The organism is Micromonospora sp. MGP-C2 (assembly GCF_057766525.1).
In genome coordinates this window covers 4,375,021-4,400,420 of the sequence record NZ_JBYMEN010000002.1, presented here as the reverse complement: position 1 = coordinate 4,400,420, position 25,400 = coordinate 4,375,021, and the positions used below count along the sequence as shown (strand labels likewise).

At 71.4% G+C, this 25,400-nt stretch carries 26 protein-coding genes; 16 read left to right on the top strand and 10 right to left on the bottom strand.

From position 1 onward, the window contains the following. Window positions 1-579 precede the first annotated feature (579 nt). The 6 genes from pdhA (at window position 580) to AC3CF1_RS20130 (ending at window position 9,691) form a co-directional block, all read left to right on the top strand. The gene (gene pdhA, locus AC3CF1_RS20155; RefSeq protein ID WP_088950895.1) at window positions 580-1,755 is read left to right on the top strand and encodes a pyruvate dehydrogenase (acetyl-transferring) E1 component subunit alpha; all 1,176 of its coding nucleotides are present in this window, start codon (window positions 580-582) and stop codon (window positions 1,753-1,755) included. Next, window positions 1,755-2,744, top strand: coding sequence for an alpha-ketoacid dehydrogenase subunit beta (locus tag AC3CF1_RS20150; RefSeq protein ID WP_354982150.1), 990 nt, complete (start codon window positions 1,755-1,757; stop codon window positions 2,742-2,744). The genes pdhA and AC3CF1_RS20150 overlap by 1 nt, the downstream gene beginning before the upstream one ends. Beyond that, complete coding sequence (locus AC3CF1_RS20145) at window positions 2,741-4,213, top strand: dihydrolipoamide acetyltransferase family protein (RefSeq protein WP_488451033.1); 1,473 nt, start codon at window positions 2,741-2,743, stop codon at window positions 4,211-4,213. The genes AC3CF1_RS20150 and AC3CF1_RS20145 overlap by 4 nt, the downstream gene beginning before the upstream one ends. 218 nt (window positions 4,214-4,431) lie before the next feature. Next, entirely contained in the window at window positions 4,432-4,569 is a 138-nt protein-coding gene (locus AC3CF1_RS20140; protein WP_165435866.1) for a hypothetical protein, read from the top strand. Window positions 4,570-4,911: 342 nt separating this feature from the next. After that, window positions 4,912-7,626: a DNA polymerase III subunit gamma/tau domain-containing protein gene (locus AC3CF1_RS20135; protein WP_488451032.1), complete on the top strand. Its 2,715-nt coding sequence runs from the start codon at window positions 4,912-4,914 to the stop codon at window positions 7,624-7,626. A 226-nt stretch (window positions 7,627-7,852) separates the two neighbouring features. Continuing rightward, on the top strand, window positions 7,853-9,691 hold the full coding sequence (locus AC3CF1_RS20130; RefSeq protein WP_488451031.1) for an NHL domain-containing thioredoxin family protein: 1,839 nt from the start codon (window positions 7,853-7,855) through the stop codon (window positions 9,689-9,691). A 34-nt stretch (window positions 9,692-9,725) separates the two neighbouring features. On the opposite strand, the gene AC3CF1_RS20125 is transcribed toward AC3CF1_RS20130, so the two are convergent. The 3 genes from AC3CF1_RS20125 to AC3CF1_RS20115 are packed head-to-tail and all read right to left on the bottom strand — an operon-like array spanning window position 9,726 to window position 11,975. After that, entirely contained in the window at window positions 9,726-10,475 is a 750-nt protein-coding gene (locus tag AC3CF1_RS20125; RefSeq protein ID WP_099849620.1) for a LamB/YcsF family protein, read from the bottom strand. After that, entirely contained in the window at window positions 10,459-11,322 is an 864-nt protein-coding gene (locus AC3CF1_RS20120; protein WP_354982153.1) for a 5-oxoprolinase subunit C family protein, read from the bottom strand. Before AC3CF1_RS20120 ends, AC3CF1_RS20125 begins: the two co-directional genes overlap by 17 nt. Next, window positions 11,319-11,975: a 5-oxoprolinase subunit B family protein gene (locus AC3CF1_RS20115; RefSeq protein ID WP_488452109.1), complete on the bottom strand. Its 657-nt coding sequence runs from the start codon at window positions 11,973-11,975 to the stop codon at window positions 11,319-11,321. Before AC3CF1_RS20115 ends, AC3CF1_RS20120 begins: the two co-directional genes overlap by 4 nt. A 106-nt stretch (window positions 11,976-12,081) precedes the next feature. Here AC3CF1_RS20115 and trhA point away from each other — a divergent pair, with 106 nt between their 5' ends. Then, complete coding sequence (gene trhA, locus AC3CF1_RS20110; RefSeq protein WP_088950888.1) at window positions 12,082-12,759, top strand: PAQR family membrane homeostasis protein TrhA; 678 nt, start codon at window positions 12,082-12,084, stop codon at window positions 12,757-12,759. A gap of 204 nt (window positions 12,760-12,963) precedes the next feature. Here the strand turns inward: trhA and AC3CF1_RS20105 are convergent, their stop codons facing one another. After that, window positions 12,964-13,251, bottom strand: a complete 288-nt coding sequence (locus AC3CF1_RS20105; protein WP_088950887.1) for a DUF6458 family protein — start codon at window positions 13,249-13,251, stop codon at window positions 12,964-12,966. A 113-nt stretch (window positions 13,252-13,364) separates the two neighbouring features. Between AC3CF1_RS20105 and AC3CF1_RS20100 the strand changes: the two genes are divergently transcribed. Further along, window positions 13,365-13,904, top strand: coding sequence for a SixA phosphatase family protein (locus tag AC3CF1_RS20100; protein WP_488451030.1), 540 nt, complete (start codon window positions 13,365-13,367; stop codon window positions 13,902-13,904). Between the two features lie 52 nt (window positions 13,905-13,956). On the opposite strand, the gene AC3CF1_RS20095 is transcribed toward AC3CF1_RS20100, so the two are convergent. From AC3CF1_RS20095 to AC3CF1_RS20080, 4 genes are all read right to left on the bottom strand, one after another. Next, window positions 13,957-14,226, bottom strand: a complete 270-nt coding sequence (locus AC3CF1_RS20095) for a DUF6458 family protein (RefSeq protein WP_030332052.1) — start codon at window positions 14,224-14,226, stop codon at window positions 13,957-13,959. 282 nt (window positions 14,227-14,508) lie between these two features. After that, a complete protein-coding gene (locus AC3CF1_RS20090; protein ID WP_210791911.1) occupies window positions 14,509-16,365 on the bottom strand; it encodes an acyl-CoA dehydrogenase in 1,857 nt (618 codons plus the stop codon). 129 nt (window positions 16,366-16,494) lie between these two features. Next, window positions 16,495-17,619, bottom strand: a complete 1,125-nt coding sequence (locus AC3CF1_RS20085) for a PP2C family protein-serine/threonine phosphatase (protein WP_354982230.1) — start codon at window positions 17,617-17,619, stop codon at window positions 16,495-16,497. A 104-nt stretch (window positions 17,620-17,723) separates the two neighbouring features. Next, a complete protein-coding gene (locus AC3CF1_RS20080; protein ID WP_488451029.1) occupies window positions 17,724-18,362 on the bottom strand; it encodes a septal ring lytic transglycosylase RlpA family protein in 639 nt (212 codons plus the stop codon). A gap of 187 nt (window positions 18,363-18,549) precedes the next feature. Here AC3CF1_RS20080 and AC3CF1_RS20075 point away from each other — a divergent pair, with 187 nt between their 5' ends. Genes AC3CF1_RS20075 through AC3CF1_RS20065 form a run of 3 tightly spaced genes read left to right on the top strand, consistent with a single transcriptional unit; the run spans window position 18,550 to window position 20,664 of the window. Further along, on the top strand, window positions 18,550-19,101 hold the full coding sequence (locus tag AC3CF1_RS20075; RefSeq protein WP_210791907.1) for a phosphoribosyltransferase family protein: 552 nt from the start codon (window positions 18,550-18,552) through the stop codon (window positions 19,099-19,101). Window positions 19,102-19,134: 33 nt separating this feature from the next. Next, window positions 19,135-20,175: a questin oxidase family protein gene (locus AC3CF1_RS20070; protein ID WP_488451028.1), complete on the top strand. Its 1,041-nt coding sequence runs from the start codon at window positions 19,135-19,137 to the stop codon at window positions 20,173-20,175. A gap of 57 nt (window positions 20,176-20,232) precedes the next feature. Continuing rightward, the gene (locus AC3CF1_RS20065) at window positions 20,233-20,664 is read left to right on the top strand and encodes an ASCH domain-containing protein (protein ID WP_088950881.1); all 432 of its coding nucleotides are present in this window, start codon (window positions 20,233-20,235) and stop codon (window positions 20,662-20,664) included. 10 nt (window positions 20,665-20,674) lie between these two features. On the opposite strand, the gene AC3CF1_RS20060 is transcribed toward AC3CF1_RS20065, so the two are convergent. Next, entirely contained in the window at window positions 20,675-21,580 is a 906-nt protein-coding gene (locus AC3CF1_RS20060) for an LLM class flavin-dependent oxidoreductase (protein WP_488451027.1), read from the bottom strand. A 66-nt stretch (window positions 21,581-21,646) separates the two neighbouring features. Between AC3CF1_RS20060 and AC3CF1_RS20055 the strand changes: the two genes are divergently transcribed. From AC3CF1_RS20055 to AC3CF1_RS20045, 3 genes are read left to right on the top strand one after another with little or no spacing between them, the layout of a single operon-like run. Continuing rightward, window positions 21,647-22,063 (top strand): hypothetical protein, encoded by a 417-nt coding sequence (locus AC3CF1_RS20055; protein ID WP_488451026.1) that lies wholly within the window; start codon window positions 21,647-21,649, stop codon window positions 22,061-22,063. A 50-nt stretch (window positions 22,064-22,113) separates the two neighbouring features. Beyond that, window positions 22,114-22,842, top strand: a complete 729-nt coding sequence (locus AC3CF1_RS20050) for a dihydrofolate reductase family protein (RefSeq protein WP_488451025.1) — start codon at window positions 22,114-22,116, stop codon at window positions 22,840-22,842. A gap of 33 nt (window positions 22,843-22,875) precedes the next feature. Beyond that, complete coding sequence (locus tag AC3CF1_RS20045; RefSeq protein ID WP_488451024.1) at window positions 22,876-23,520, top strand: dihydrofolate reductase family protein; 645 nt, start codon at window positions 22,876-22,878, stop codon at window positions 23,518-23,520. A 56-nt stretch (window positions 23,521-23,576) separates the two neighbouring features. Here the strand turns inward: AC3CF1_RS20045 and AC3CF1_RS20040 are convergent, their stop codons facing one another. Then, on the bottom strand, window positions 23,577-23,921 hold the full coding sequence (locus AC3CF1_RS20040) for a VOC family protein (protein ID WP_231927181.1): 345 nt from the start codon (window positions 23,919-23,921) through the stop codon (window positions 23,577-23,579). 258 nt (window positions 23,922-24,179) lie between these two features. On the opposite strand from AC3CF1_RS20040, the gene AC3CF1_RS20035 reads away from it, so the two are divergent. Next, window positions 24,180-24,674: a GyrI-like domain-containing protein gene (locus tag AC3CF1_RS20035; protein WP_141912055.1), complete on the top strand. Its 495-nt coding sequence runs from the start codon at window positions 24,180-24,182 to the stop codon at window positions 24,672-24,674. 194 nt (window positions 24,675-24,868) lie between these two features. Then, on the top strand, window positions 24,869-25,384 hold the full coding sequence (locus tag AC3CF1_RS20030) for a DUF6886 family protein (RefSeq protein WP_308159412.1): 516 nt from the start codon (window positions 24,869-24,871) through the stop codon (window positions 25,382-25,384). Window positions 25,385-25,400: the final 16 nt, after the last annotated feature.

Here is a 25,400-nt window from a genome sequence, read left to right as displayed (position 1 = left end):
CGCGGACCGGTGCCGGCCGAGGGCTGGTGTGCCGGGACCATCACCTGGCTCGTGCACCGCACACCCCTTGTCGTCGGCCGTCGGAGGACATGGATGGACGCCGCCGGCGCTGAAGCCGGCAAATAACTCGATAGGCGCGATCCTGCGGTAATCAGCCTTACGTAGTGACGCTCCGTCGTCCAACCTCCACCGCGTGTCGACACGCGGTGCTGACCGAACGGTGACGAATCATCGCCGGATCGCCCTCGAAACGCAGGCCAGCATGATGGCGACAAACGATGGCAAAGCGTGGGCGGTCGGAATGCGGGGCAGGCGTACTGTGGGCGCGCTCACCTGCTCTGCGAATATGGAGCACGACGGCAACGCAGCCGTGACCTCCGCGCACCCTCGCGGCAGGCGCGGTTGAGCGCCGGCACTCCCGATCCGGGTTCGGCCAGAACCCGGATCACGCCGTGCGGCAACCCCCACCGGGGCTAGGCGCGGCCGCCAGGAACCGGCCCGGCAGCAGCCGGGCAGGCGCACGAGTTGCGCGGCCGGGTGACCCCCCGGTGCCGACGCAGACACGACAGGGAGAGACCGATGGCAAAGGGCGACCCCGGGGGCACCACCCGCAGCAGGCGGCCTGCACCCCGCTCCAAGAAGGGCGCGGCCGGTAATCCGGAGCTGGTGCAGCTGCTCACCCCCGACGGCGAGCGCATCGACAGCGCCACCGGGCCGGACGGCACCGAGTACCGCGTGGACTTCACCGACGAGGAATACCGCGGGCTCTACCGCGATCTGGTGATGGTCCGCAAGCTGGACGCCGAGGCGACCGCCCTCCAGCGCCAGGGCGAGCTGGGCCTCTGGGCCAGCCTGCTCGGCCAGGAGGCCGCCCAGGTCGGCTCCGGGCGGGCGCTGCGATCGCAGGACATGGCTTTCCCGACCTACCGGGAGCACGGCGTCCTCTACTGCCGGGGCATCGACCCGATCATGCCGCTGGGCCTGTTCCGCGGTGTCGACCAGGGCGGCTGGGACCCGAACGAGTTCAAGTTCAACATGTACACGATCGTCATCGGTGCGCAGACCCTGCACGCCACCGGCTACGCCATGGGCATCACCATGGACGGCAAGATCGGCAACGACGACGGCGAGGCCGCGATCGCCTACTTCGGCGACGGGGCCACCAGCCAGGGCGACGTGAACGAGGCGTTCGTCTGGGCCAGTGTCTTCAATGCGCCGCTGGTCTTCTTCTGCCAGAACAACCAGTACGCGATCTCCGAGCCGCTGGAGCGCCAGACCCGGGTCCCGCTCTACCAGCGGGCCGCCGGCTTCGGCTTCCCCGGCGTACGGGTGGACGGCAACGACGTGCTGGCCTCGTACGCGGTGACCCGCACGGCGCTGGACAACGCCCGGCACGGGCAGGGCCCGAGCCTGATCGAGGCGTACACCTACCGGATGGGCGCGCACACCACCTCCGACGACCCGACCCGCTACCGGATCGCCAGCGAGGTCGAGTCGTGGCAGGCCAAGGACCCGATCACCCGGGTCAAGGCCTTCCTGGAGAAGCAGCAGATCGCCGACGCGACCTTCTTCGCCGAGGTCGACGAGCAGGCCCGCCGCGAGTCGGTGCACCTGCGCGAGCGGGTGCTCAACATGCCCAACCCGGAGCCGGTGACGATGTTCGACCACGTCTACCCCAACGGCTCTCCGCTGCTCGACGAGCAGCGCGCGAAGTTCAACCGCTACATGGAGTCCTTCGAAGGGAGCGCCCACTGATGGCCACGGAGACGCTCACCCTCGGCAAGGCCCTCAACACCGGCCTGCGCCGCGCCCTGGAGACCGACCCCAAGGTCATCATCATGGGCGAGGACGTCGGCAAGCTCGGCGGCGTCTTCCGGATCACCGACGGGCTCCAGAAGGACTTCGGCGACCAACGGGTCATCGACACCCCGCTGGCCGAGTCCGGCATCATCGGCACGGCGGTCGGTCTGGCCATCCGCGGCTACCGGCCGGTCTGCGAGATCCAGTTCGACGGTTTCGTCTACCCCGCGTACGACCAGATCGTGTCGCAGGTGGCGAAGATGCACTACCGCTCGGGCGGCAAGCTCAGCATCCCCATGGTGATCCGGATTCCGTTCGGCGGTGGCATCGGCGCCGTCGAGCACCACTCCGAGTCGCCGGAGGCGTACTTCGCGCACACCGCCGGTCTGAAGGTCGTGACCTGCTCCAACCCGCAGGACGCGTACGTGATGATCCAGCAGGCCATCGCCTCGGATGACCCGATCGTCTTCCTGGAGCCCAAGCGGCGCTACTGGGAGAAGGGTCAGGTCGACCTGGACGCGCCGCTGTCCGAGGCGTACCCCCTGCACTCGGCCCGGGTCGTGCGGCCCGGCACCGACGTCACGGTGCTGGCCTACGGGCCGATGGTGCGGACCTGCCTGGAGGCGGCGACCGCCGCCGCGGAGGACGGCCGGGAGCTGGAGGTCATCGACCTGCGCTCGCTCTCCCCGCTGGACCTGGGCGCCGCGTACGAGTCGGTGAAGCGCACTGGCCGCGCGGTCGTGGTGCACGAGGCACCGTCCAACATCGGTCTCGGCGCCGAGTTGGCGGCCCGGATCACCGAGGAGTGCTTCTACTCCCTGGAGTCGCCCGTGCTGCGGGTGACCGGCTTCGACACCCCCTACCCGGCCTCCCGGGTGGAAGAGGAATACCTGCCCGACCTCGACCGGGTGCTCGACGCCGTCGACCGCACCTTCGGCTGGTGATCGACATGTCCCGGATCAAGACGTTCAACCTGCCCGACCTGGGCGAGGGGCTGACCGAGGGCGAGATCCTGGCCTGGCTGGTCAAGGTCGGCGACACCATCGAGCTGAACCAGCCGATCGTCGAGGTCGAGACCGCCAAGGCGGCGGTGGAGATCCCGGCGAAGTGGGCCGGCCAGGTGCAGGCGATCCACCACCCGGAGGGCACCACCGTCGAGGTCGGTACGCCGATCATCGCGATCGACACCGACCCGGGTGCCGGTGCGTTGGAGGCGCCGTCGACCACGGCCACGCCCAGCAGTGACCTGCCCACCCCGTCGGCGGCCTCGCTGGCGGCGGTGGAGGTGGCGCCGGCCGAGGGCATGATCGAGCCCGGCCTGATCGGCGGGGCGGCCCCGGGTGGGCGGACGGCGGTGCTGGTCGGTTACGGCCCGCGCACGACGGCCGCGAAGCGTCGCCCGCGCAAGGGCGGTGTCCCGGCGCAGGCCGCTGCGGCACCCGCTCCGGCGGCACCGGCTCCGCAGCCGGTGGTCGCGCCAGTGGCGGCTCCGACTCGTAACGGGCAGGCCGCGACGGCGACCGGCGGGCTGGTCCTGGCCAAGCCTCCGGTGCGCAAGCTCGCCAAGGACCTCGGGGTCGACCTCGGCACGGTGACCGGGTCGGGCCCGTTGGGTTCGATCACCCGGGAGGACGTGCAGCAGGCGGCGAGCAGTGCCGTGGCCGAGCCGATCGCGACCCCGTCGGTGACGACGAACGCCGCGAGCTTCGGCACGGACCGCGAGCAGCGCATCCCGGTCAAGGGGGTTCGCAAGCTCACCGCCGAGAACATGTCCCGCTCGGCGTTCACCGCCCCGCACGTGACGGAGTTCCTGACCGTCGACGTGACCCGGGCGATGAAGGCTCTGGACCGACTGCGCGGTCGACGGGAGTGGCGCGACGTACGGGTCTCGCCGCTGCTGCTGGTGGCGAAGGCCGTGCTGCTGGCGGTGAAGCGTCACCCGATGGTCAACTCGACCTGGGCCGGTGACGAGATCGTGGTCAAGGACTACGTCAACCTCGGTATCGCGGCGGCCACCGAGCGTGGCCTGATCGTGCCGAACGTCAAGGACGCCGGCCGGCTCTCGCTGCGGGAGTTGGCGGACGCACTGAACGGCCTGGTGCAGACGGCCAAGTCCGGCCGTACCTCGCCGGCGGACATGTCCGGTGGCACCTTGACCATCACCAACGTCGGGGTGTTCGGAGTGGACACCGGCACGCCGATCCTGCCGCCGGGCGAGTCCGCGATCCTGGCCTTCGGTGCCGTGCGGGAGATGCCCTGGGTGCACAAGGGCAAGGTCAAGGCGCGTCAGGTCACCACGCTGGGGCTGAGCTTCGACCACCGGATCATCGACGGTGAGCTGGGCTCGAAGTTCCTGCGCGACATCGGCGACTTCCTCACCGATCCGGAGGCGGCGCTGCTCGCCTGGACCTGATCGTTCACGACGCCAGCCACGGCCGGTGTGCCACGGGTTAACACCCGGCACACCGGCCGTGTCGTTTGGACGACGGAAACGTCAGCCAGATCGACTGTTGACCTTTGATTGTTAGGCAGGTGTCTCAGCTCACCTAATAATCGATGGAAGTTGACCGGGTTCTGCGGTTAAATAGACGCATCAGGGGCTGACAACCGAATAGCTAGGGGGACCCACCAATGAGCATGATCGAGCGAATCCGCAACCACCGCGACGCGACCCGCCGCGCCCGTGCCATCGAGCACGCGCTGCGCTCGGCGAACTCGCCGGCGGTTCGCGAGGAAATCCTCGTCATCGCCCAGCGTCACATGAGCTGACGCTCCTCGACATTCCTACCTCCTCCAGATCGATGGCCCACCCGGTCCGCCGGGTGGGCCATCGGCGTTTCCGGCCATCGGCCACCGGGATTCCGCCCTGCCGCAGCGCCCGGTACGGTGGGCTTCGGTCGCCGCCCGCCGACCCGGCAGGGGCCGAGCTGACAGAAGCTGCTCGACACCGACCGGCCACGCAAAGTGACGACCGGTGCTCCTTGGACGGGCCGTGCCACCACCCGATACCGTGCGGGGAGCCGGCACAGCGGTACGCCGGTGACGCCGGCAGCCATGCCGAGGAGACCGATCGGCACCGGCGAGCCGACATGTGATGGAGGAGGCGCACCCATGACGTCCGAGGGCCCGCACCGCCCCGGCCAAGAGCCGGACGAGGTGTCACCGGGCGCCGGCGGACCGGCGCCGTACGGCGACCGCCCGGCGCAGCCGGACAACAGCCACAACGCCGCCGGCCCCGACCTGGGCTGGGCGCCCCCGCCGCCGACGCGGCCCAACCCGTCGACGCCAGCATGGGCGACCCAGTCCGAGCAGCCACCGGCCCCCGCCTGGGGTGCCGCCGCTGCCCCGCAGCCCAGCGATCCGGCGCAGCCCGCCTGGGCGGCCGGCGGCACGAGCGAGCCGCCACAGCAGCAGCCCGGCACCTGGCCCGGCAACGACGGCACCCCTGCCCCCGCGCAGCCTGCCCCCTGGGCGGCGCAGCAGCAGGGCTGGACGCCGGCCGAGCAGAGCGCACCCGCACCAAACTGGACTCCGAACGCCGCTGAGCAGCCCGAGTGGGTGCAGGCCCAGCCGGCCGCGCGAGGCGCCGCGCAGGTGCCTCCGGCCACCGCTGCCTGGCCTGCCCAGGAAGACCCGGCCCGAGCCGGAGGATGGGGTGGGGCGCCGCAGGCCAACCCGCCCGCCGGTGACTGGCACGGCGCCGAGTCGCAGCAGCCCGAGATGCCGCAGGCCGGTGGCTGGTCCGGCGGCGCTCAGCAGGACGACGCGCCCGGCAACGGCGGTTGGCCCGCCAGCAACGCCGCCGCGCGCGACGACCAGCCGGTGTGGACGCCGGCTGAGCAGCAGTCGCCGCCGGCCTGGGGCCAACCTGCCGAACCGACCGAGCAGCCCGCCCCCGGGTGGGGACAGGCCGCCCAGCCCGGCGCCGCCCGTGGCGCGGCCCAGGTGCCGGCACCGGCGGCGAACTGGCCCAGCCAGGACGACCCGGCCCACTCCGGTGGATGGGCCGCGCAGCAGCAGGCACAACCCGCAGCCTGGAATGACGGCGGCGACGCGCGGCAGGACCAGGCCGAGCAGCCGGCTGCCTGGGACGGGGCCGAGAGCCGTCCGCAGCAGCCTGACTGGGTGCTCGCACCCCAGGACCAGCCGGCCGAACGGCCGGAGCCGGCAGTGTGGAATCCGCCGGAGCAGACTGGTCTGCCCGCCCGTGCCAGCGTCAGTGTGCCCAGCAACGAGGGTGTGCCCGGCTGGGCCGCCAACCAGGACAACGCCGCACAGGCCAACCCGGCGGTCGAACCGTGGGCACCCGGTGAGGTGTGGGGACGCGCCGAAGCGGAGGCTTCCGCCCAGTCCCGCGGTGGCTGGGAGGCGGACCGGGGCGACGAGGCACCTGCCTACCAGCCCGGGCCCGCGCCGGGCATCTCGCCCGCGAACGCCGTGCCGCTGCCCCCACAGGAGCAGCGTGTGCCGGGCGCCAGCCTGGCCGCCGCCCCGCCGGCCGACTACGCGCCGCCCCAGGCCCAGTTCGCCCCGATCCCCGAGCAGCCCGCGTACGCCGAGCGGGAGGCCCCGGACGCCGCCGGGCAGTACGAGGCGGAGCCGGCCGGTTGGGGCCGCGCCGGCGACGCTCCCGCGAGCGGCGGCGCCATGGTGCCTGCCCCGCGTACCTCTCCGGAGTCCGGAGCGGGCCGCGCGGTCGTGCCGGCGTCGGAGGGCGACTCGGCGGACGGCGCGGCCGCCCGCGCCACTGCGAGCGCTTCGGTGCCGCTGGCCAGCCGGGTGATGCCACCGACCGACCAGGCCATCCGGCCGACCGGCACGGCGACACCACAACCCCGGGTGTACGGCCGCCCGGCTCGACCCGAGCCGGAGAACGAGCCGGAGCCGGAGGCGTTCCAGGGCGACCCGGGAGCCGACCGCCAGGCCGCACCGGAATGGCAGAACGACTCACACCGTCAGCCCGCACCGGAATGGCAGAACGACGCCCAGCGCCAGGCCGCACCGGAGTGGCAGAACGAGTCGCAGCGCCAGGCCGGTCAAGGCTGGGGCGGCGAGTCGGCTGCCGATCCCCGCTTCGACGACCGGCAGCCCGCGCCGAACGCGTTCGGTGAGGCCCCGTCGGCGCCGCCGGCGTTCCCGCCCGGTGTGCCGTCCTTCGTCGACACGCCCGGCAACAACCGGCCGATGAACGGCACCCGGCCGCACGCCGGTGCCGAACGACCGGTTGACCAGTTCGGCGGTCCCGCGTCACCTGCCTCCGGAGCCGCCGCGGTGAACGGGGCGTCGGCCTTCGGTGGGTCGAACTTCGGCGGGCCAGGGTCCGGCGGGTCGAGCTTCGGTGCCGGGCCGGCAACCGAGCCGGTGCCGGGCGGAAACTTCCCGCCGTCGTTCCCGCCCGCGCAGCAGCCCACGTCGTCCTGGGGCCAGGAGGCCGGCCAGTCGGACCACGGCCGGTTCGACGCGTTCAAGCCGGACGCCGACGAGCCGAAGGCGGAGCCGCCCACGCCGAAGGTCCGCAACGGCCGGGTGCTGGCCGCGGTGCTGATCGCTGCGGTGTTGATCCTGGCGGTGCCGCTGGGCCTGCTGATGCTGCTCGGCAAGTTCGGCGGCGACGACGGTCCGTCGTTCGACCCGGCGGTCGGCACCTGCGTGAAGCAGTCCGGTCAGGGTGGCGCCACGGCGGCGAACTGCGGCGAGACGGACGCTTTCACGATCGTCTCGAAGGTGGACGCCAAGGAGAAGTGCACCGACACGACGCAGCCGCACGTGGTGCTGCCGGGTGACGGCACCAACCGGGTGCTCTGCCTCAAACCGGCCACGAAGTAGCTCGACCGGCGGCGGGGTTCACGGGCGACCGTGACCCCGCCGCCGTCGTACCACCTGGGCCTTTCCTGCCTCGTCCCGTTGATCGTTGGCAGCTGAGCAACTCGACACGCCGAGCACCGCACTGCTGAGCTGCCACCACTGCGGAGCTGCCACCGATCGAAATGTTGACTGTCGTCCGGGTCACGACGACCGATACGGAGAAGCCTCGCCGTGGCAGGCTGGCAGCATGGGAACGACTGCACGAGTACGGGCTCCAGAGCTGCACGGCCGGGGTTGGCTGAACACCGGTGGACGCGATCTCAAGCTTGCCGACCTTCGCGGCAAGATCGTTTTGGCGGATTTCTGGACGTTCTGCTGTATCAACTGCCTGCACGTTCTCGACGAGCTGCGCCCGTTGGAGGAGAAGTACGGCGACGTGCTCGTCGTGATCGGTGTGCACTCGCCGAAGTTCGAGCACGAGAAGGACGCCGACGCGCTAGCCGCCGCCGTCGAGCGGTACGGGGTGCACCACCCCGTACTCGACGATCCTGAGATGGAGATGTGGCAGCAGTACGCCGCGCGGGCCTGGCCGACCCTGTCGGTGATCGACCCCGAGGGGTACGTGGTGGCCACCATGGCCGGCGAGGGGCACGCCGAAGGGCTGGCCCGGCTGATCGACGAGCTGATCGCCACCCACGAGGCCAAGGGCACCCTGCACCGGGGCGACGGTCCGTACGTCCCGCCGCCGGCGCCGGAGACCGCGCTGCGCTTCCCCGGTAAGGCTGTGCAGCTGCCGAACGGCAACCTGCTGGTCTCGGACTCGGCCCGGCACTCCCTGGTCGAGGTTGCCCCGGACGGCGAGACGCCGGTGCGCCGGATCGGCTCGGGCGAGCGGGGCCGGGCCGACGGGCCGGCTGCCGCGGCGACGTTCTCCGAGCCGCAGGGTGTGTGCCTGCTGCCCACGCATGTCGCCGAGGTCGCCGGCTACGACCTGGTGGTGGCCGACACGGTCAACCACCTGCTGCGCGGCGTACGGCTGGAGTCCGGCGAGGTGGCCACAGTGGCCGGCAGTGGGCGGCAGTGGCGCGCCTCGGTCGACGACCACGCCCACGACGCGTTCGCCGTCGACCTTTCCTCCCCGTGGGACCTGGCCTGGTACGACGACAAGCTGATCATCGCGATGGCCGGCATCCACCAGCTCTGGTGGTTCGACCCGATCAAGCGGACCACGGGCATGTACGCCGGCACGACCGTCGAGGCGCTGCGTGACGGCCCGTTGGCCGAGGCGTGGATGGCGCAGCCGTCGGGGCTCTCGGTCTCGGCCGACGGCACCCGGCTCTGGGTCGCCGACAGCGAGACCAGCGCCATCCGGTACGTGGAGAACGGCGTGCTGGGCACCGCCGTCGGGCAGGGCCTGTTCGACTTCGGGCACGTGGACGGTCCGGCGGAGACGGCGCTGCTCCAGCACCCGCTGGGCGTGTGCGCGCTGCCGGACGGCTCGGTGCTGATCGCTGACACGTACAACGGCGCGGTGCGCCGCTTCGACCCGGCCAGCAACCAGGTCTCCACTGTCGCCGACGGGTTGGCGGAGCCGAGCGACCTGGTGCTCACCCCGGCCGGTGAGGTGCTGGTGGTGGAGTCCGCCGCGCACCGGTTGACCCGGCTCGCCCCGGGTGCCCTGTCGGCGGCGGGTGCCAGCACGGTGGACGGGCCACGGCACCGCACCGAGCGTAAGCCGACCGACGTCGCGGCCGGTGAGGTCACCCTGGACATCGTCTTCACCCCGGCGCCGGGGCAGAAGCTGGACGAGACGTACGGGCCGTCGACCCGGTTGGTGGTCTCCGCGTCTCCGCCGGAGCTGCTGGTGGACGGTGCCGGCACGGGCACCGAGCTGTCCCGTCGGCTGGTGCTCAACGGCGAGGTCACCGCCGGGGTGTTGCAGGTGACCGCCCAGGCGGCGACCTGCGACGCGGACGTCGAACACGCGGCGTGCCACCTGACCCGGCAGGACTGGGGCGTACCGGTCCGGGTGGTCGACGGTGCCGTGACCCGGCTGCCTCTGGTGCTCCGCGGCCTGGACGCCTGACGTGACCTTCAGGGGCCCGGCGGGCCCCTGAAGGTCACGCGAACGGTGCCAGCGGGATGTCGGCGTCGATCAGGGTGGCGCGGACCAGCTCGGCGGCGGAGACCGCGCCCGGGGTGTCGCCGTGCAGGCAGATCGAGTCGACCGAGCAGGGGATGACGGTGCCGTCCACCGCCACCACGCTCCGTTCGACGGCCATGCGCACCGCCCGTTCGGCCACCTGCTCCGGGTCGGTGATCACCGCGCCGGGGGTGCCGCGCGGCATCAAAGCCCCGTTGGGCAGGTAGGCGCGGTCGGCGAAGGCCTCGGCGACGACCGGCAGGCCCGCGCCAACGGCGAGCTGAGCGAGCGTCGAGCCGGGTAGGCAGAGCACGGGCAGCTCGGGGTCGTACCCGGTGACCGCGGCGACCACCGCCGCTGCCTGGGACTCGTCGGTGCTCGCCGCGTGGTAGAGCGCGCCGTGCGGTTTGAGGTAGCGGACCCGGGTGCCGAACAGCCGGCAGAACGCGTTCAACGCCCCGAGCTGGTAGGTCACCTCGTCGCGTAGCTCGGCGAAGTCGTACGCGATGTGCCGTCGACCGAAGCCGGCCAGGTCCCGGTAGCCGACCTGCGCGCCCACCGCGACCCCGCGCCGTGCGGCGCCCTCGCAGACCCGCCGCATTGTGGACGGGTCGCCGCCGTGGAAGCCGCAGGCGACGTTGGCGGAGGTGACGAGGCCCAGCAGCGCCTCGTCGTCACCGAGTCGCCAGATGCCGAAGCCCTCGCCCAGGTCAGCGTTGAGGTCCATGGAATCTGACGGTAGTCCCTGGGCGGGCCTGCGCGAGCGGGGTCACGTCGGTGACCACCCCGATGACGGGGTATCCGCCGGTGGTCGGGTGATCGGCCAGGAAGATCAGGGGTTGTCCGTCGGCCGGCACCTGCACCGCGCCGAGCACGATGCCCTCGCTGGGCAGCTCGCCGGCGACCGCGCGGGGCAGCGGCGCGCCAGCGAGTCGCGCGCCGACCCGGTTGCTCACCGGGCTGACGGTGTACGCGGCGCCGAACAGTAGGTCGAGTGCGGCTGGTGTGAACCAGTCGTCGCGAGGGCCGAGGCTGAGCATCAGGTGCAGCTCCGGTGGGGGCGCGGAGCAGACGGTCAGGTCCACCGGCGCGGGTGCGTCGAGCGGCTCGCCGAGCGGCAGCTGGTCGCCGTCGCCCAGCCGAGGCGGACCGAGCCCGGAGAGGGTGTCGGTGGCCCGGCTGCCGAGCACCGGCGACACGTCGATGCCGCCCGCCACCGCCAGCCAACTCCGTACGCCCCGACGGGCTGGGCCGATCCGCAGCACCGTCCCGGCCGGCACGGTGAGCGGGCGCCCGGTGTCGCCGGGCCGATCGCCCGCGTGGACGGTCACCTCGGCGCCGGTGACCGCCACGGTGGTGGCCCGGGTCAGCCGCACCGTGCAGCCGGTCAGGGTGATCTCCAGGCCGGCGGCGTGCTCCGGGTTGCCGACCAGGCGGTTGGCCAGCCGCAGGGCCGCCGGGTCGAGGGCACCGGACCGGGGGACCCCCAGGTGCGCCCAGCCGGGCCGACCCAGGTCCTGCACGGTGGTGAGCGCACCGGCGCGGAGCACCTCGATGGCGGGCGGGCGGGTCATGCCGCGGCCATCCGGACCGGGGTGCCCGGGCCGAGTCGGGCCGGCGGGTCGGCGTGGGCGTCGAAGAGGACCAGGTCGGTGCGGCCGACCAACTGCCAGCCGCCGGGTGACGCGCCCGGGTAGATGCCGGCGTACGGGCCGGCCAGGGCGACCGAACCGGGTGGCACCCGGGGGCGGGGCGTGGCCAGCCTGGGCAGCGCCAGCTCGGCAGGCAGCCCGGTCAGGTACGGGAAGCCGGGGGCGAAGCCGCAGAACGCGACCCGGAACCGGGTGCCGGTCAGCCGGGACAGCACGGCGGGCACGTCGACGCCCCAGTGCTCGGCCACCGCCGGCAGGTCGGGCCCGTCGAAGTCGACCGGAACGACGGTCTCCGTGCCGTCGTCGTGCTCGTCCGCGCCGCGACGGGCGGTGGCGGCGGTCACAATGGCCGGCGCCCACCGGGTCAGCTGCTCAGCCGTGGCGGCCGGGTCGGGCAGGCCGTCGAGCAGGACGGTGCTGGCCGCCGGCACGATCTCGACGGCGGCCAGGTCACCCTGCTCCCGACGCCGCCACAGCTCGGCTCGCCATGCGTCGACCAGGTCGACCTCGGGCACGCCTTCGGGGTCGGTGCAGTCGAGGAGCAGGGCGTGCGCCCCGACGGGTCGGATCCGCATCGGCTCATCTTCGCCGATGGCGGCGGTCGCGGTGTTCACGGCGACGGTGCCGGGTGTCACCGCCGTGCCTACTTGCAAGTAACCTACGGTGCCGTAACCTAAGGAGGTGACCACCTCCGCCCCGCTTCGCCTGAAGCCGGTCGACATCGGTAAGCCCCGGATGCGCGGCTGGCTGCACACGTACGCCTTCTTCGTCGCGGTGGTGTGCGGCATCGTGCTCTGCTCGATCGCCGCCACCCGACCCGGGTGGGCGCCCCTGGTCAGCTGCCTCATCTACAGCCTGACGGTCTGTGGGCTCTTCGGCACCAGCGCGCTCTACCACCGTCGGGTGTGGTCGGAGCGCGGCTACCAGCTGATGCGCCGGATGGACCACTCGATGATCTTCGTGTTCATCGCCGGTACGTACACGCCGCTCTGCGTGATGCTGCTAGCACCCCGCCCGGCCACCGTGATGCTGTCCCTGGTCTGGGGTGGCGCACTGGCCGGCGTGGCGCTCAAGGTGGTCTGGCCGCACGCGCCGCGCTGGGTGTCCGCGCCGCTCTACCTGGCGCTGGGCTGGGTGGCGGTGGCCATGTTGCCGGAGATCCTGAACGGCGGCGGCGTCACCGCACTGGTGCTGCTGGTCGTCGGCGGCGCGATCTACAGCGTCGGCGCTGTCTTCTACGCGTTGCGGCGGCCCAATCCGTGGCCGACCGTCTTCGGTCACCACGAGTTCTTCCACGCCTGCACGCTGCTGGCGGCGCTCTGCCACCACATCGCGATCTACTTCGCGCTGTTCGCCTGAGCGCCCGGCCAGTACGCAGGCGCGGCCCGCACCGCAAGATCCGCGCAACTTCGGGGAAACTGCTGCCTAGACGGGCTTTCAGGCAGCAGTTTCCCCGAAAGTGCGCGGATCTTGCGGTGCGGGCCGGCGTGGTGGTCCCTCCGGGTAGAGACGCGAGCCGGGGCCCCGCGACGCTGCGGGACCCCGGAGTTTCGCGAGCGAGGTTCAGACCGGTCGGCCCGGCCGACGCACCTCGCGGTACTCCTGCACGACCTGGTCGTCCTGGACCGGCACCACCCGGTCCGCCACGACGCGCTGCTCGCGCACCGGCGCGGCGACCACAGTGCGGCGGCGGCTGTTCCAGAAGTAGAGGGTCGTGATCAGGCCGGCGACGCCGGCCAGCATCAGCACCCAGCCGACCACGGACAGGTCCAGCCAGCCCAGGTCGGCCTCCACGGCGAATGCGAGGATCGCGCCAAGCGCGATCAAGAAGATGCTGCCACCAATGCCCATGTCTCGCTCCTCGGCTCAAAACCTGGCGTACGACGCGCCGCGGCCGTCGGTAGGGGTGCGGCATCCATCGACTTACCCAGGCACGGAGATCGCCAATCGGGCAAGCTGGGAGCATGACGGACGCCGACCCCGAGACCCGGACGCTGGTGTTGTTGCGGCACGCGAAGGCCGAGCAGGGTAGCGACGCGGCGGACGACGCCGAACGGCCTCTCAGCGCACGCGGGACCACAGACGCCGCAGCGGCCGGCGCCTGGCTGGCGCGCCACGGGTTGCTACCCGACGTGGTGATCTGCTCGACGGCCAGACGCACCCGCCAGACCTGGCACGGGGTGGCGATGGGGATGACCGGTTCGCCGCCGGAGGGTGGCCCGACCGGGCCACGGCCGATCGTCCGTTACGAGCCCGGCGCGTACGACGCGCACCCCGAGGAGTTGCTGGCGCTGGTCCGCACGATCGATCCCACGGCTCGCACGGCGCTGCTGATCGCCCACAATCCGGGCATCTCACTGCTCTCCGCGCTCCTCGACCCGGAGGGCGCGGCCGACGAAGGGTTACGCACCGCGGAACTGGCGGTGCACCGTGGCCCACTCGCCTGGGCGGAACTGGGTCGGTCGAGCGCTCCGATCATCGAGCGGCACACCGCACGCGACTGAGCCACCCGCCGCTTCTCCACGGGTGGCTCAGAGGTACGCGCCCAGGTCCGGCTCAGGACGGCGGCGCGGTTGGTGGCGGCGGGTCCGGCGGCGGCGGCATCATCGCGGTCGGATGAGAGAGCCGGTTCTCCTCCACGATGAGGGTCCGGGCCCGCTTGCGCCGGTCCTGCCAGAACCAGAGCGTGGTCAGCAGTACGGCCAGCCCGGCCAGGATGAAGACCCAGCCGACCGCCCGTACGTCGATCCACCAGACGTTGGCTCTCAGCGCGAAGGTCAGGATCGCGCCGATCGCGATGAGAAAAATGCCGCTTCCGACACCCATATGCGCTGCACTCCCCCGTGCGGTGGCTCTGGGCGTTCCCTTTCGAGGTCACGCGACGGTTACCCGCCACGCCGCCGGCATACCCGGCCAGGCTCGCCCAATACCCGACCCGGGGAGGGACCGACCGGTGTTCCTTGCCGCGGAATGGGACGTCGGGGCCGGAAGCAGCGGCGTCGCTGACCCCCGGACGCGGCGACGGCCGGTGGGGCAGCTGCCCCACCGGCCGTCGGTGTCGGTCCCAGGTGGTGCGACCCGGGACCGGTCAACCGTGCCGTGGCACGGTCAGAAGGCCTCCTCCGGGAGGTCCATGATGTCGAGGTCGGTGTTCTCGATGATCCGCCGGTCGGCACCGATGCGGGGCAGCACCTCGCGGGCGAAGAAGCGGGCAGCGGCCACCTTGCCGGTGTAGAACGCCTTGTCGCTGGCGGAGACCTCGCCGGTCAGTGCCTTCAGCGCCACCTCGGCCTGCCGCTGGAGCAGCCAGGCGACAACCAGGTCGCCGATCGCCAGCAGGAACCGCCGGCTGCTCAGCCCGACCTTGTAGAGCGCGCGGGTTTCGCCACCCTGCGCCTCGCCCAGCCAGCCGGTCATCACGCCGAGGATGTTCTGCACCTCGGCCAGCGCCTTGCCGAGCGCCTGCCGCTCCTCCTTGAGCTGGCCGTTGCCAGCCTCGGAGGAGATGAACTCCTGGATCTCGCTGGCGACCGCCATCAGCGCCTTGCCGTTGTCCCGGACGATCTTGCGGAAGATCAGGTCCAGGCTCTGGATGGCGGTGGTGCCCTCGTACAGGGTGTCGATCTTCGCGTCGCGGACGTACTGCTCCAGCGGGTAGTCCTGGAGGAACCCGGAACCACCGAAGGTCTGCAGGGACTCGTGCCCGAGCATCTCGTAGGCCCGCTCCGACCCGACGCCCTTGACCAGCGGAAGCAGCAGGTCGTTGACCCGCTTGGCCAGCTTGGTGGCCTTCTCGTCGCCGGCGGCCTCGGCGATGGCGACCTTGTCCTGCCAGGAGGCGGTGTAGAGAACCAGGGCACGCAGGCCCTCGGCGTACGACTTCTGCAGCAGCAGCGAGCGACGCACATCCGGGTGGTGGGTGATGGTGACCCGCGGGGCGGTCTTGTCGGCCTGCTGGATCAGGTCGGCGCCCTGCACCCGGCTCTTCGCGTATTCCAAAGCGTTGAGGTAGCCGGTGGAGAGGGTGGCGATGGCCTTGGTGCCGACCAGCATCCGGGCGTACTCGATGATCATGAACATCTGCCGGATGCCGTCGTGCTTGTCGCCGAGCAGCCAGCCCTTGGCCGGTACGCCGTGCTCGCCGAAGGTCAGCTCGCAGGTGTTGGAGACCTTCAGGCCCATCTTGTGCTCGACGTTCGTGGTGTAGACGCCGTTGCGCTCACCCAGCTCGCCGGTGGTCTCGTCGAAGTGGAACTTCGGCACCACGAAGAGCGACAGGCCCTTGGTGCCGGGGCCACCGACGCCCTCGACGCCGACCGGGCGGGCCAGCACGTAGTGCACGATGTTGTCGCTCAGGTCGTGCTCACCCGAGGTGATGAAGCGCTTCACGCCCTCGATGTGCCAGGAACCGTCGGGCTGCTGGATCGCGCGGGCACGGCCGGCACCGACGTCCGAGCCGGCGTCCGGCTCGGTGAGCACCATCGTGGAGCCCCACTGCTTGTCGATGAAGAGCTTGGCCCACCGCTTCTGCTGCTCGTTGCCCTCGACCTCCAGGACGTGCGCGAAGGAGGGGCCGGAGGCGTACATCCAGATGGGGGCGTTCGAGCCGAGGACCAGTTCGGCGAGGGCCCACCAGAGGGCGCGCGGCGCGTTGGTGCCGCCCAGGTGCGGCGGCAGGTCCAGGCGCCAGAACTCGGAGTCCATGAACGCCTGGTACGACTTCTTGAACGACGCCGGCAGCGGCGCGGTGTGCGTGGCCGGGTCGAACACCGGCGGGTTGCGGTCGCTGTCCGTGTAGCTGGCGGCCAGATCGCCACGGGCGAGGCGGTCGAGCTCGGCGAGGAACGTGCGGGCGGTGTCGACGTCGAGTTCCGAATAGGGCTCCTGGCCGAACGCCTGGTCCGCCCCGAAGACCTCGAACAGGTTGAACTCAAGGTCCCGCAGGTTGCTCTTGTAGTGGGTCATGCTCGCTGGCCCCGCTTCCGGACAGGTGTTACCGATCAGTAACCCACACTGTATTACTCGCGGGTAGCCAGCGACAAGCGGATCACCCAAGTGACGGCGATTACACACCTCCGGGCCGCGCTGACCGAGTCAGCTCTCGGCGGCGCCGACCTCCCAGCTCGGGACCGCTGCGGTCACGGCGGTGCGGGCACCGACGTACTCCATGAGGACCAGAGCGATGTCGTCGTCGAGACGACCATGGACCCACTCGATCAGCGCCGTCTCCAGTGAGGCCAGCCCGTTGGCGACAGTGCCGTGGCCGAGCAGTCGCCAGGCCCGGTCGGCGGTCGGGAAGAACTCCCCGTCACGCCGCGCCTCGCCGAGCCCGTCGGTGAACAGCAGCAGCCGGTCGCCGGGCTCCAGGCGTTCGACCCGGGGGCGGACCACCGGCATGAACCCGAGCGGAGGGGCCGGTGCCGGCGGCTCCAGCGGGATCACCGCGCCCCGACGCAGCAGCAGCGGCGGCGGATGTCCGCAGTTGACGATCGTGAGCGTGCCACCGCGCTCCTCAACCAGTGCCGCGGTGACGAAGTCCTCGTCGCCCACGTTGCGGGCGACCGCGCGGTCCAGGTCGGCGACGACGGCGCGCAGGTCGGCCCGCTCGTAGGCCACGTGGCGATAGGAACCGAGGACGATGCTCGCCAGCCGGACCGCGTCCAGGCCCTTGCCGCGCACATCACCGATGATCATGCGTACGCCGTAGGGCGTGTCGATCGCCTCGTACAGGTCACCGCCGATCTCGGCCGTGGCGGTGGAGGAGATGTAGCGACCGGCGACCGAGAGCGTGCCGACCTGCGGGCCGAGCGGGCGCAGCACAGCCTGCTGGGCCACCGAGGCGAGCTTGGTCAACTCGACGATCCGGTCCGCCTGCTTCTGGCGGACCGACGTCACCGCCACGGCCAGCCCGGTGGCGAGCGCGACCCAGACCACGTTGACCGAGGTGACCAGCAACATGTCCGGATCGAGCAGCGCGAAGGCGACCCCGATCACTGTCGCGGCGACACCCACCCCCAGCACCACCGGCCAGGCCGCCAGTGCGGCGGCCAGGATCGGTGCGGCCGCCAACAGTGCGATGTAGTTCGCCGAACGCCCGTCCGCCGCCTCGACCGCCGACACGATCGCGAGCAGAACGAGGGCCGCGCCGAGGCCGGCGCGGGATCCGGGGCTCAGCGGGCGACGGACCGGCTGAAGGAGTCGCGTGGGTACGAGAGACAGTTTGCCTGATCCGCGTGAAACGGTGAATGAACCTGACCCGTCGTCCGAGGAGGTTCTGACCGGCCGGTCCGATCGACCGGCCGAATCGACGTCGCTTGCCCCGCTCAGCCGAGCACCTCGTAGCGGACGGTGAGCGCGCCCACGTCGACCGAGGCGATGGTGGCGAACGCGGCGCGGGAGAGGTCCAGGCAGCGGCCGTCGATGAACGGGCCGCGATCGTTGATCCGCACCACCACCGACTTGCCGTTGGCCGGGTTGGTCACCCGGACCTTGGTGTTGAACGGCAGCGTCTTGTGTGCGGCGGTCAGCGCACTCGGGTTGAACGACTCACCGTTGGCGGTGAGCTGCCCATCGGAGTAGAACGAGGCGCCGCACGAGCCGCTGTCCAGCACCTTCGGGGCGGCGGTGGTCTTCTTGGCGGTCGGCTTCGGCTTCGGCGACGCGGTGCGCTCCTTGCCTCGGGAGGCGGCCTGCTGCGACCGGGTGGCCGAGGGGCTGGCGGACGCGCTCGGGGAGACGCTGGCACTCGGGGACGCGGAGGCTGCCGGGGAGCTGGGGGCGAGGCTGCTGGCGGCGGTGGTCGGGGTGAGGTCGAGAGGCGTCTGGCCCGACTGAGCGGAGCCGGAGGTCAGCTGCACGGCACCGAACGTGCCCCCGACCGCGAGGGCGACGCCGACCGCCGCGGTGGCCACGATGCCCGCCGGGGAGGAGAAGATGCGGGTACGGGAGTGCTTACCTGCCACCGGCCCGGTCCTTTCGTCGACTGAACAAACCGGGTCGGACCGTAACGAGAGAAGCACTTCCGAAGTCAACGTGATCATAGTGGTATGCCCGTATTTGCGCTGGTACGTGTAGCCGATCATCCGAGGCGGGGTGGGCCGGCCGGCCCGGGTGTCGGCACGTCGACCGGCCGTGCCGCAGGATGAGCGGATGCCCGCTGAGCTGACCGAACGCCTGGCCGCCCTGTTCCGGTGGATCGACCCCGGTCCGGGCACCAGTCACCTGGTCAGCGACATCTCCGGTTGGTGGCGCGACCCGACGGTGCTGGCCGAACTGGGACCGGCCCTGGTGGCGCCGTACCGGGCCGCCCGGCCGACGGTGGTGCTCGCCCCGGCGGTCACCGGGCTGCTGCTCGGGCCGCTTGCCGCCACCGCCCTCGGGGTCGGCTTCGTGGCCGCACACAAACCCGCCGACGGCCGGCTGCCGGCCGGGCCGCTCACCTGGGCACAGAGCCCACCGGACTACCGGGGACGACGGGTCGACCTGGCGGTACGGGACCGGCACCTCGGCCCCGACGACCGGGTGCTGGTGGTGGACGACTGGGTGCGTACGGGCGCGCAGCTCCACGCCCTCTACGACATCTGCGCGGCGCGTGGCGCCGAGGTGCTTGGCACCGCCGTGGTGGCCGTCGACTGCCCGCCCGAGGTTGCGGCCGACCTGCGGATCACCGGCCTGATCGACGCCGCCGATCTGCACGCTTGACCTGAACCTCGGTTCACGTCCGACGATCGATGCATGAGTGACGGCATTCTCGACGAGGCGTACGAACGGCTGCATCGCACCGGCCCCGAATACGAGGGGTGGCTCTCCAACCACGGACCGATGGCCGTCGAGGCGCTGGCCCGACACGGGCATCAGGGACAGGTGCACCGTTGGCTCGACGACTACCTCGGCCGACTCGACGAACTGCCCCGGGGGTTGCACCCGATCGACGACTGGCGAGCGGCGCTGGGCGATCCGAAGCGGGCCGGTGACTGGCTGGCGTACTTCGACCGGCAACTGCGCGACCACCCGTGGCGTGACGTGCTCGGAACCTGGTGGCCCCGCCTGCTGCCGGGCATCGCCGCCGGCGCCACCCATGGCGTGATCCGGGTCGGGCACGCCGTACGCGTCCTCGAAACGGACGACGTGAACCCACCTCGGCTCACCGAACTGGCCCAGGCCCTCGGCTACTGGGCGGCCCGCTGGCAGCCGATCCCCGGCACCGACCGTGTTCTCGACGGCCACCGGGCCGGCCACGAGCAGATGGACGTGGACGCCGCGCTGGCCGGGCTGCCCCGGATCGACGACCAGACCGGCGGCGTCCGGGATCGGTTGGGCCAACTGCCGGGCGTACCCCGGTGGGAGCCGGCGCTCGCGGCGCTGAGCCCCGCGCGGAGCCCGGACGAGGCGAAGCGCGGGCTCACCACGTTGGTGCACCGCGCCGGCCTGGACTACCTGCGCTTCGGCCACGCCGCGCCGGTCATGCTGGTGCACGCGGTCACCGCGCCGACCGCGGTGCTGCGTACCCTGCCGGCCCTAGACCGGGCGCTGTGGGCGCCGAGCCTCGCTGCGGCCTGGGCCGCGACGGCGGCCCTGACCTCGGTGTACGCCCCAGCCGACGGCATCGCGCCACCGACCGTGACCGCCGTGACGCCGGCGGAGGTCTTCGCCCGGGCGGCTCGGCACGGCGACGAGCACGTGGTCAAGCTCGCCGACGCGGTGCTCGACGCGCACGCGGCCACTGGCGACGACCGGCTGCTCACCGCCGCCGGCTACGCCGGTCAACTGATCTGAGCAGGCCCCGGCGCAATGCGGCGGCGGTACGGGTCGCGCTGGCCTAGCCTCGGCAGGATGTGGCCTCGGATCGGTGAACTCCGCACCCTTGCCCTCGGCACCCCCGGCGAGCTGCGGGCGACCCTCAACACCCTCGTGCTGGCCGGCGTGAAGACCGCGACGGCCGGCCGGCTCGCCGAGTACGCGGAAGAGGGCGAGGAGTTGGAGCAGGTCGGGGAACGGCTGGCCCTGGTCGACGACGACGACGCGCTGGCCGGCGTCGTGGAGATCACCGGAGTCGAGGTGGTCCGCTTCGCGGACGTGCCATGGGACTTCGCCCGCGCCGAGGGTGAGGGGGACCGATCGATCGAGGAGTGGCGGGCCGGGCACGCGGCCTACTGGGCGGGCCTCGGCACCCCGGTCGACGGCGACACCCCGATCGTCTGCCTACGCCTGCGACTGGTCTCCGGCGGCGAGGGCGGAGTGGCCAGCGGCGACCTCGGCACCTGACGCGGCCACGTCAGCCGCGCAGCTCGGGCAGCAACCGCGTCGCCACGTCCGCGAGGATGGCCTCGTCGCCGGCGTACCAGCTGCTGGCGCGCGGCCAGTGCGTCACCACGTCGGTGAAGCCCAGGTCCGCGGCCCGGCCGACCTGGTCGGCGAAGAACTGCGCGCTGCTGAGCGAGAACACCGGCGCCGCGTCCAGCGAGAGGTAACGGTCCAGAGTGGCCGGATCGCGGCCGGCCTCCTCCAGCGTGCGATCCATCCGCGCGGACAGCGCCGACACGGTGTCCCACCAGCCCGACACGTCGTCAGCATCGGTGCCGGTGGTCACCCAGCCCTGACCGAACCGGGCCACCAGCCGCATCGATCGCGGCCCGTTGGCGGCCACCACGAAAGGAACCCGGGGCTGCTGCACGCAGCCGGGGTTGTTGCGGGCGTCCACCGCGGCGAACCACTCACCACACCAGGTGGTGCCGTCCTCGCGCAGGACGAGATCGAGCAGCTCGGTGAACTCGGCGAACCGGTCCACCCGCTGACGCGGCGGCAGGGTCTCACCGCCCAGCACCGCCGAGTCGAAACCGATACCACCCGCGCCCAGGCCGAGCAGCAGCCGACCGTCGGAGACGTCGTCCACGGTGGTGATCTGCCGGGCGAACGCCGCCGGGTGCCGGAAGTTCGGCGACGCCACCAGGGTGCCCAGCCGGATCCGGGAGGTCACCGTCGCGGCGGCGGTCAGCGTGGCCATCGAGTCGAACCACGGGCCGTCGACCAGGTCCCGCCAACCCAGGTGGTCGTACGTCCAGGCGTGGTCGAAGCCCCACTCGTCCACCTGCCGCCACCGACGCTGTGCCTCCGCCCACCGCTGGTCGGGCAGGATGACGATGCCAATCCGCATGATCGCCAGCCTAGCCGGGCCGGTCATCCGCGCCCCAGCATCACGCTCCCGTCCGGGACAGCGTCGCCGCCTGACCTTGGCTACCGTTTCGCTGTGGACCTACGCGTATCCCCGGATCGTCGGGCGCGACGGGTCCGCATGATCCGCACGGTGGCGTTGCTGGTCGGGGTGATCGTCCCGTCCCTCGTCCTCCGCGAGCTGATCGAGGCCCTAACCGGCCGCGGCCCGCTGGCCGACCTCAGCGCGGTCGCGGTGCCGATGGCGGCGGCGACCGCGTGGCTCGCGCCGTACGCCTCCTATCGGCGGCACGACGCCCTGCTCTGGCTGGTCGGTCCGGGCATCTACGTCTTCACGGTGATCGCCTGGCGGGTGGCCCTCGCGCCCCACCGGGACTGGCGGCCCCGCCCCGAGGAGAAGCCCCGGCTGCGCTGGTCCCGCGACCCGGAACACGCCGGAACCTGGTACCTGACCGAGCCTTCGGGTGATGCACGTCACACTGCTCTCGGGTAGGGGACTCCCGTTCGGCTCCGACCCCTTGGCGAGCTGCATCCCGTTCGGGTGTGACCGAGGAGAGGACCAACGCGATGACCAAGGTGACCGCGCAGCTGTCGGTGTCGATGGACGGCTTCTACGCCGGCCCACAGTTCGACGGGAACGGCAACTGGATGGACTCGGAGGAGAGCGCCAAGTTCTTCCGGGTCACCCGGTGGGCGACAGAGGCGGCGGCCTGGCGCGAACGGCAGGGCTTCGCCGGCGGGGAGCAGGACACCAACTCCGAGGTGATCGCCGAGTCGTTCGGCGCCGCCGGCGCGTACGTGATGGGGCGCCGGATGGCCGACGGGGGTGAGATCCCCTGGGGTGAGGAGCCGCCGTTTCGCGCACCGGTCTTCGTCATCACCCACCGCCCCCGCCAGCGGCTGCTGAAGCGAGGAGGCACCAGCTTCACCTACGTCACCGAGGGCGTGGCCAGCGCGGTGGAGCAGGCGCGGGCCGTGGCCGGTGGCAAGGATGTCGCCGTGGCCGGGGGCGGCAGTCTGGTGCGGCAGGTACTCAAGGCCGGCCTGCTCGACGAGTTGGAACTGCACGTCGTACCGGTCGTGCTCGGCACCGGCCTGCGCCTCTTCGACGCCGACCTCGACCTGGGTGACCGGGAGGGGATCGAGCTGACGCCGACCCGCGTCCTCGCCACCCCGCAGGTGACCCACATCCGGTACGCGGTGCGCGGTCGCGCCCCGCTCGTGCTCGACGACCGGGGCCGCGGAGGCGGCCCAACGGTAACCGCGAACTGAATCACGGCCCATCGAAGGAGATAGGAAAACACCATGCCGCAACTGCTGCGGGTGCAGTGCTTCAACGTTTCGCGCGACGGGTTCGGCACCGGCGAGGGGCAGAGCCTGGAACGGCCCTTCGGCCACGCGGACCCCACCCCGCTGTTCTCCTGGCGGGCCGCCACCGCCAGCTTCGTGTATCGCACCGAGCCCGGCGGCAGTCGCGGCCTCGACGACTATCTGACCCGCGACGCCGAGTGCAACATCGGCGCGGAGATCATGGGTCGCAACAAGTTCGGCCCTCAGCGTGGCCCCTGGGAGAACCACGACTGGCAGGGTTGGTGGGGGGACAACCCGCCGTTCCACACGCCGGTCTTCGTGCTCACCCACCACGAACGCCCGTCGTTCACGCTGTCCGACACCACGTTCCACTTCCTCGACGCCAGCCCGGCCGAGGCGCTGGCCCGGGCGAAGCAGGCAGCCGACGGTCGGGACGTACGCCTCGGCGGCGGGGTCGCCACCATCCGCGAGTTCCTCGATGCCGACCTGGTCGACACGATGCACATCGCCGTCGCGCCCGTCGACCTCGACCGGGGCGAGCGCCTGTGGGACAGCCCCGACGAACTTCTCGACCGCTTCCACCTGGAGTCTGTGCCCAGCCCCAGCGGAGTCACCCATCTCCTGTTCTGGCGACGCTGACCCGCGATCCTGGGCAGTTTCCGTTACGCCTGAACTGTCCAAGATCTGGGCAGGCCCTAAGCGAGGCGGGACAGCACCAGCATGCGGTTGCCGTCGGGGTCCGTGACCCGGGCGGACCGCTCCCCCCATGGCTGGTCGACGGGTTCCTCGGTGACCGTGGCACCGCCCGAACGCAGGGCGTGCACGGCGGCGTCGCAGTCGTCGGCGTAGACGCACAGCTCCCAGCGGTGCGATTCGGCCGGCCCGCCGGCCTCCGGATTGGCGGCCAGGCCCAGCTCGCTGTTGCCCAGTCGGAGTGCGACGAACTCCGGAACACCCTCGTCCGGGAACCGGTAGGTCAGCTCGAAGCCGACCACATCCCGGTAGAACCCGATCAGTCGTGGCAGGTCAGGTGTCGTCACGATCGGAAAAGCTTCGGTGAACACGGACCACCTCCAGGCCGGACAGTAGCCCCGCCGGGGCTCGGGTGGAACCACCACGGTCGATCCCGCCGGCCGCCATCAGCTCAGTGAACTCAGGATCACCGAGCAGGGGCAGGCCGCACTGGCTGCCGAGATCGATGCCATGCGGGAGCTGCTCCGCCGCCACCAGGAGTTGGGCGGCGCTTCGCGGCCAACCGGCTAGGAGCACTGTCGTACCGGTGACATAGGTTGCCGTTCATGGATGCGTCGACGCCCGCAGAGGACCTGAGCACACGGTGCGTCGAGCGCGACGAGACAGCGGTGCTGTTCATCGCCACGGCCGATGAGCAGGACGCGATCACCGAGGCATGGGATCGCCTGGAAACAATGGTGGGGTCACTCCAGGGGCGGAAGTTCTTCGGGGTCTTCGGCCCACCGGACGGGGCGTACCGGGTCTGCGTGCAGGTCCAGGACGGCGCCGACGCCACGCTGGCCGGTCTCCAGTCCGGGTCAATCCCCGGCGGTCAATACCTGTCGACAACACTTCGCGGCGAGCCGCCCGAGATCTACACCCACATCCCCGAGCGCTATGCGGAGCTGATGCGGGCAGCCGACCATGATTCGACCCGGCCCAGCATCGAGTTCTACCGTCGTCGCGATTCCATCGACCTGCTGATACCGGTGAAGACCGGCTCTCCGGCAGCGCGTGCGGCGGACATCAACGCCGACGCCGCAGATCCTCAGATTGGGTAACGCCTCTGGAAGCTCTAGAGGATGGGGTGCACGTCATCCTGGATCTTGAGTAGCCCGTCATCGACGAGCGGTTGTTCGAGTGCCGGCATTGCGGTGGCGCTGAGTTCGGAGCGCGACCGGAGGCCGCCCGAATGTAGTTGAGCTGAGCACCTCTTCCAGGTAGGAACGACCAAATGCGACCAGAGCCTGGGCAGGTGCTGCATTTCTCGGAAGATCCGACGATCACGCGGTTCGTTCCGCATGTCGCCGCGACCGCTCAGCAACCGGACGCATACGTGTGGGCCGTCGACCAGGATCGGGCTCCCGATTACTGGTTCCCGCGCCAGTGCCCCCGGGCGATGGCCTGGGTGCTGCCGACCACTTCTCGGGCGGATCGTGATCGGGTCGTCGGAGCGGGCTGCGGCGAGCGAGTCCATGCGATCGAGTACGGCTGGCTGGAGGCGATGCAGAGGGTGCGACTGTTCGCGTACCGGCTACCAGCTGATCGCTTCCAACTATTCGGCACTCCCGAACCACACGCGCTCGTGGCAGTCGAGCCCGTCACACCCCTCGGTCCTCCCGAGCCGGTGGGTGATCTGCTGCGGTGTCACGCCGAGGCGGGAATCCAGCTTCGCGTGCTGAACAACCTCTGGTCCTTCTGGGACGTAGTGACCAACAGCTCGGTCGGCTTCAGTGGCATCAGGCTGCGCAACGCAAGGCCCCGCTCCTGATCCTCCCTGGAAATTG

Coding starts and splice junctions, on each gene's coding strand:
- pdhA (WP_088950895.1), top strand. CDS start 580: ATGGCAAAGGGCGACCCCGGGGGCACCACCCGCAGCAGGCGGCCTGCA.
- AC3CF1_RS20150 (WP_354982150.1), top strand. CDS start 1,755: ATGGCCACGGAGACGCTCACCCTCGGCAAGGCCCTCAACACCGGCCTG.
- AC3CF1_RS20140 (WP_165435866.1), top strand. CDS start 4,432: ATGAGCATGATCGAGCGAATCCGCAACCACCGCGACGCGACCCGCCGC.
- AC3CF1_RS20135 (WP_488451032.1), top strand. CDS start 4,912: ATGACGTCCGAGGGCCCGCACCGCCCCGGCCAAGAGCCGGACGAGGTG.
- AC3CF1_RS20130 (WP_488451031.1), top strand. CDS start 7,853: ATGGGAACGACTGCACGAGTACGGGCTCCAGAGCTGCACGGCCGGGGT.
- AC3CF1_RS20125 (WP_099849620.1), bottom strand. CDS start 10,475: ATGGACCTCAACGCTGACCTGGGCGAGGGCTTCGGCATCTGGCGACTC.
- AC3CF1_RS20120 (WP_354982153.1), bottom strand. CDS start 11,322: ATGACCCGCCCGCCCGCCATCGAGGTGCTCCGCGCCGGTGCGCTCACC.
- AC3CF1_RS20115 (WP_488452109.1), bottom strand. CDS start 11,975: ATGCGGATCCGACCCGTCGGGGCGCACGCCCTGCTCCTCGACTGCACC.
- AC3CF1_RS20105 (WP_088950887.1), bottom strand. CDS start 13,251: ATGGGCATTGGTGGCAGCATCTTCTTGATCGCGCTTGGCGCGATCCTC.
- AC3CF1_RS20100 (WP_488451030.1), top strand. CDS start 13,365: ATGACGGACGCCGACCCCGAGACCCGGACGCTGGTGTTGTTGCGGCAC.
- AC3CF1_RS20095 (WP_030332052.1), bottom strand. CDS start 14,226: ATGGGTGTCGGAAGCGGCATTTTTCTCATCGCGATCGGCGCGATCCTG.
- AC3CF1_RS20090 (WP_210791911.1), bottom strand. CDS start 16,365: ATGACCCACTACAAGAGCAACCTGCGGGACCTTGAGTTCAACCTGTTC.
- AC3CF1_RS20075 (WP_210791907.1), top strand. CDS start 18,550: ATGCCCGCTGAGCTGACCGAACGCCTGGCCGCCCTGTTCCGGTGGATC.
- AC3CF1_RS20070 (WP_488451028.1), top strand. CDS start 19,135: ATGAGTGACGGCATTCTCGACGAGGCGTACGAACGGCTGCATCGCACC.
- AC3CF1_RS20065 (WP_088950881.1), top strand. CDS start 20,233: ATGTGGCCTCGGATCGGTGAACTCCGCACCCTTGCCCTCGGCACCCCC.
- AC3CF1_RS20060 (WP_488451027.1), bottom strand. CDS start 21,580: ATGACCGGCCCGGCTAGGCTGGCGATCATGCGGATTGGCATCGTCATC.
- AC3CF1_RS20045 (WP_488451024.1), top strand. CDS start 22,876: ATGCCGCAACTGCTGCGGGTGCAGTGCTTCAACGTTTCGCGCGACGGG.
- AC3CF1_RS20035 (WP_141912055.1), top strand. CDS start 24,180: ATGGATGCGTCGACGCCCGCAGAGGACCTGAGCACACGGTGCGTCGAG.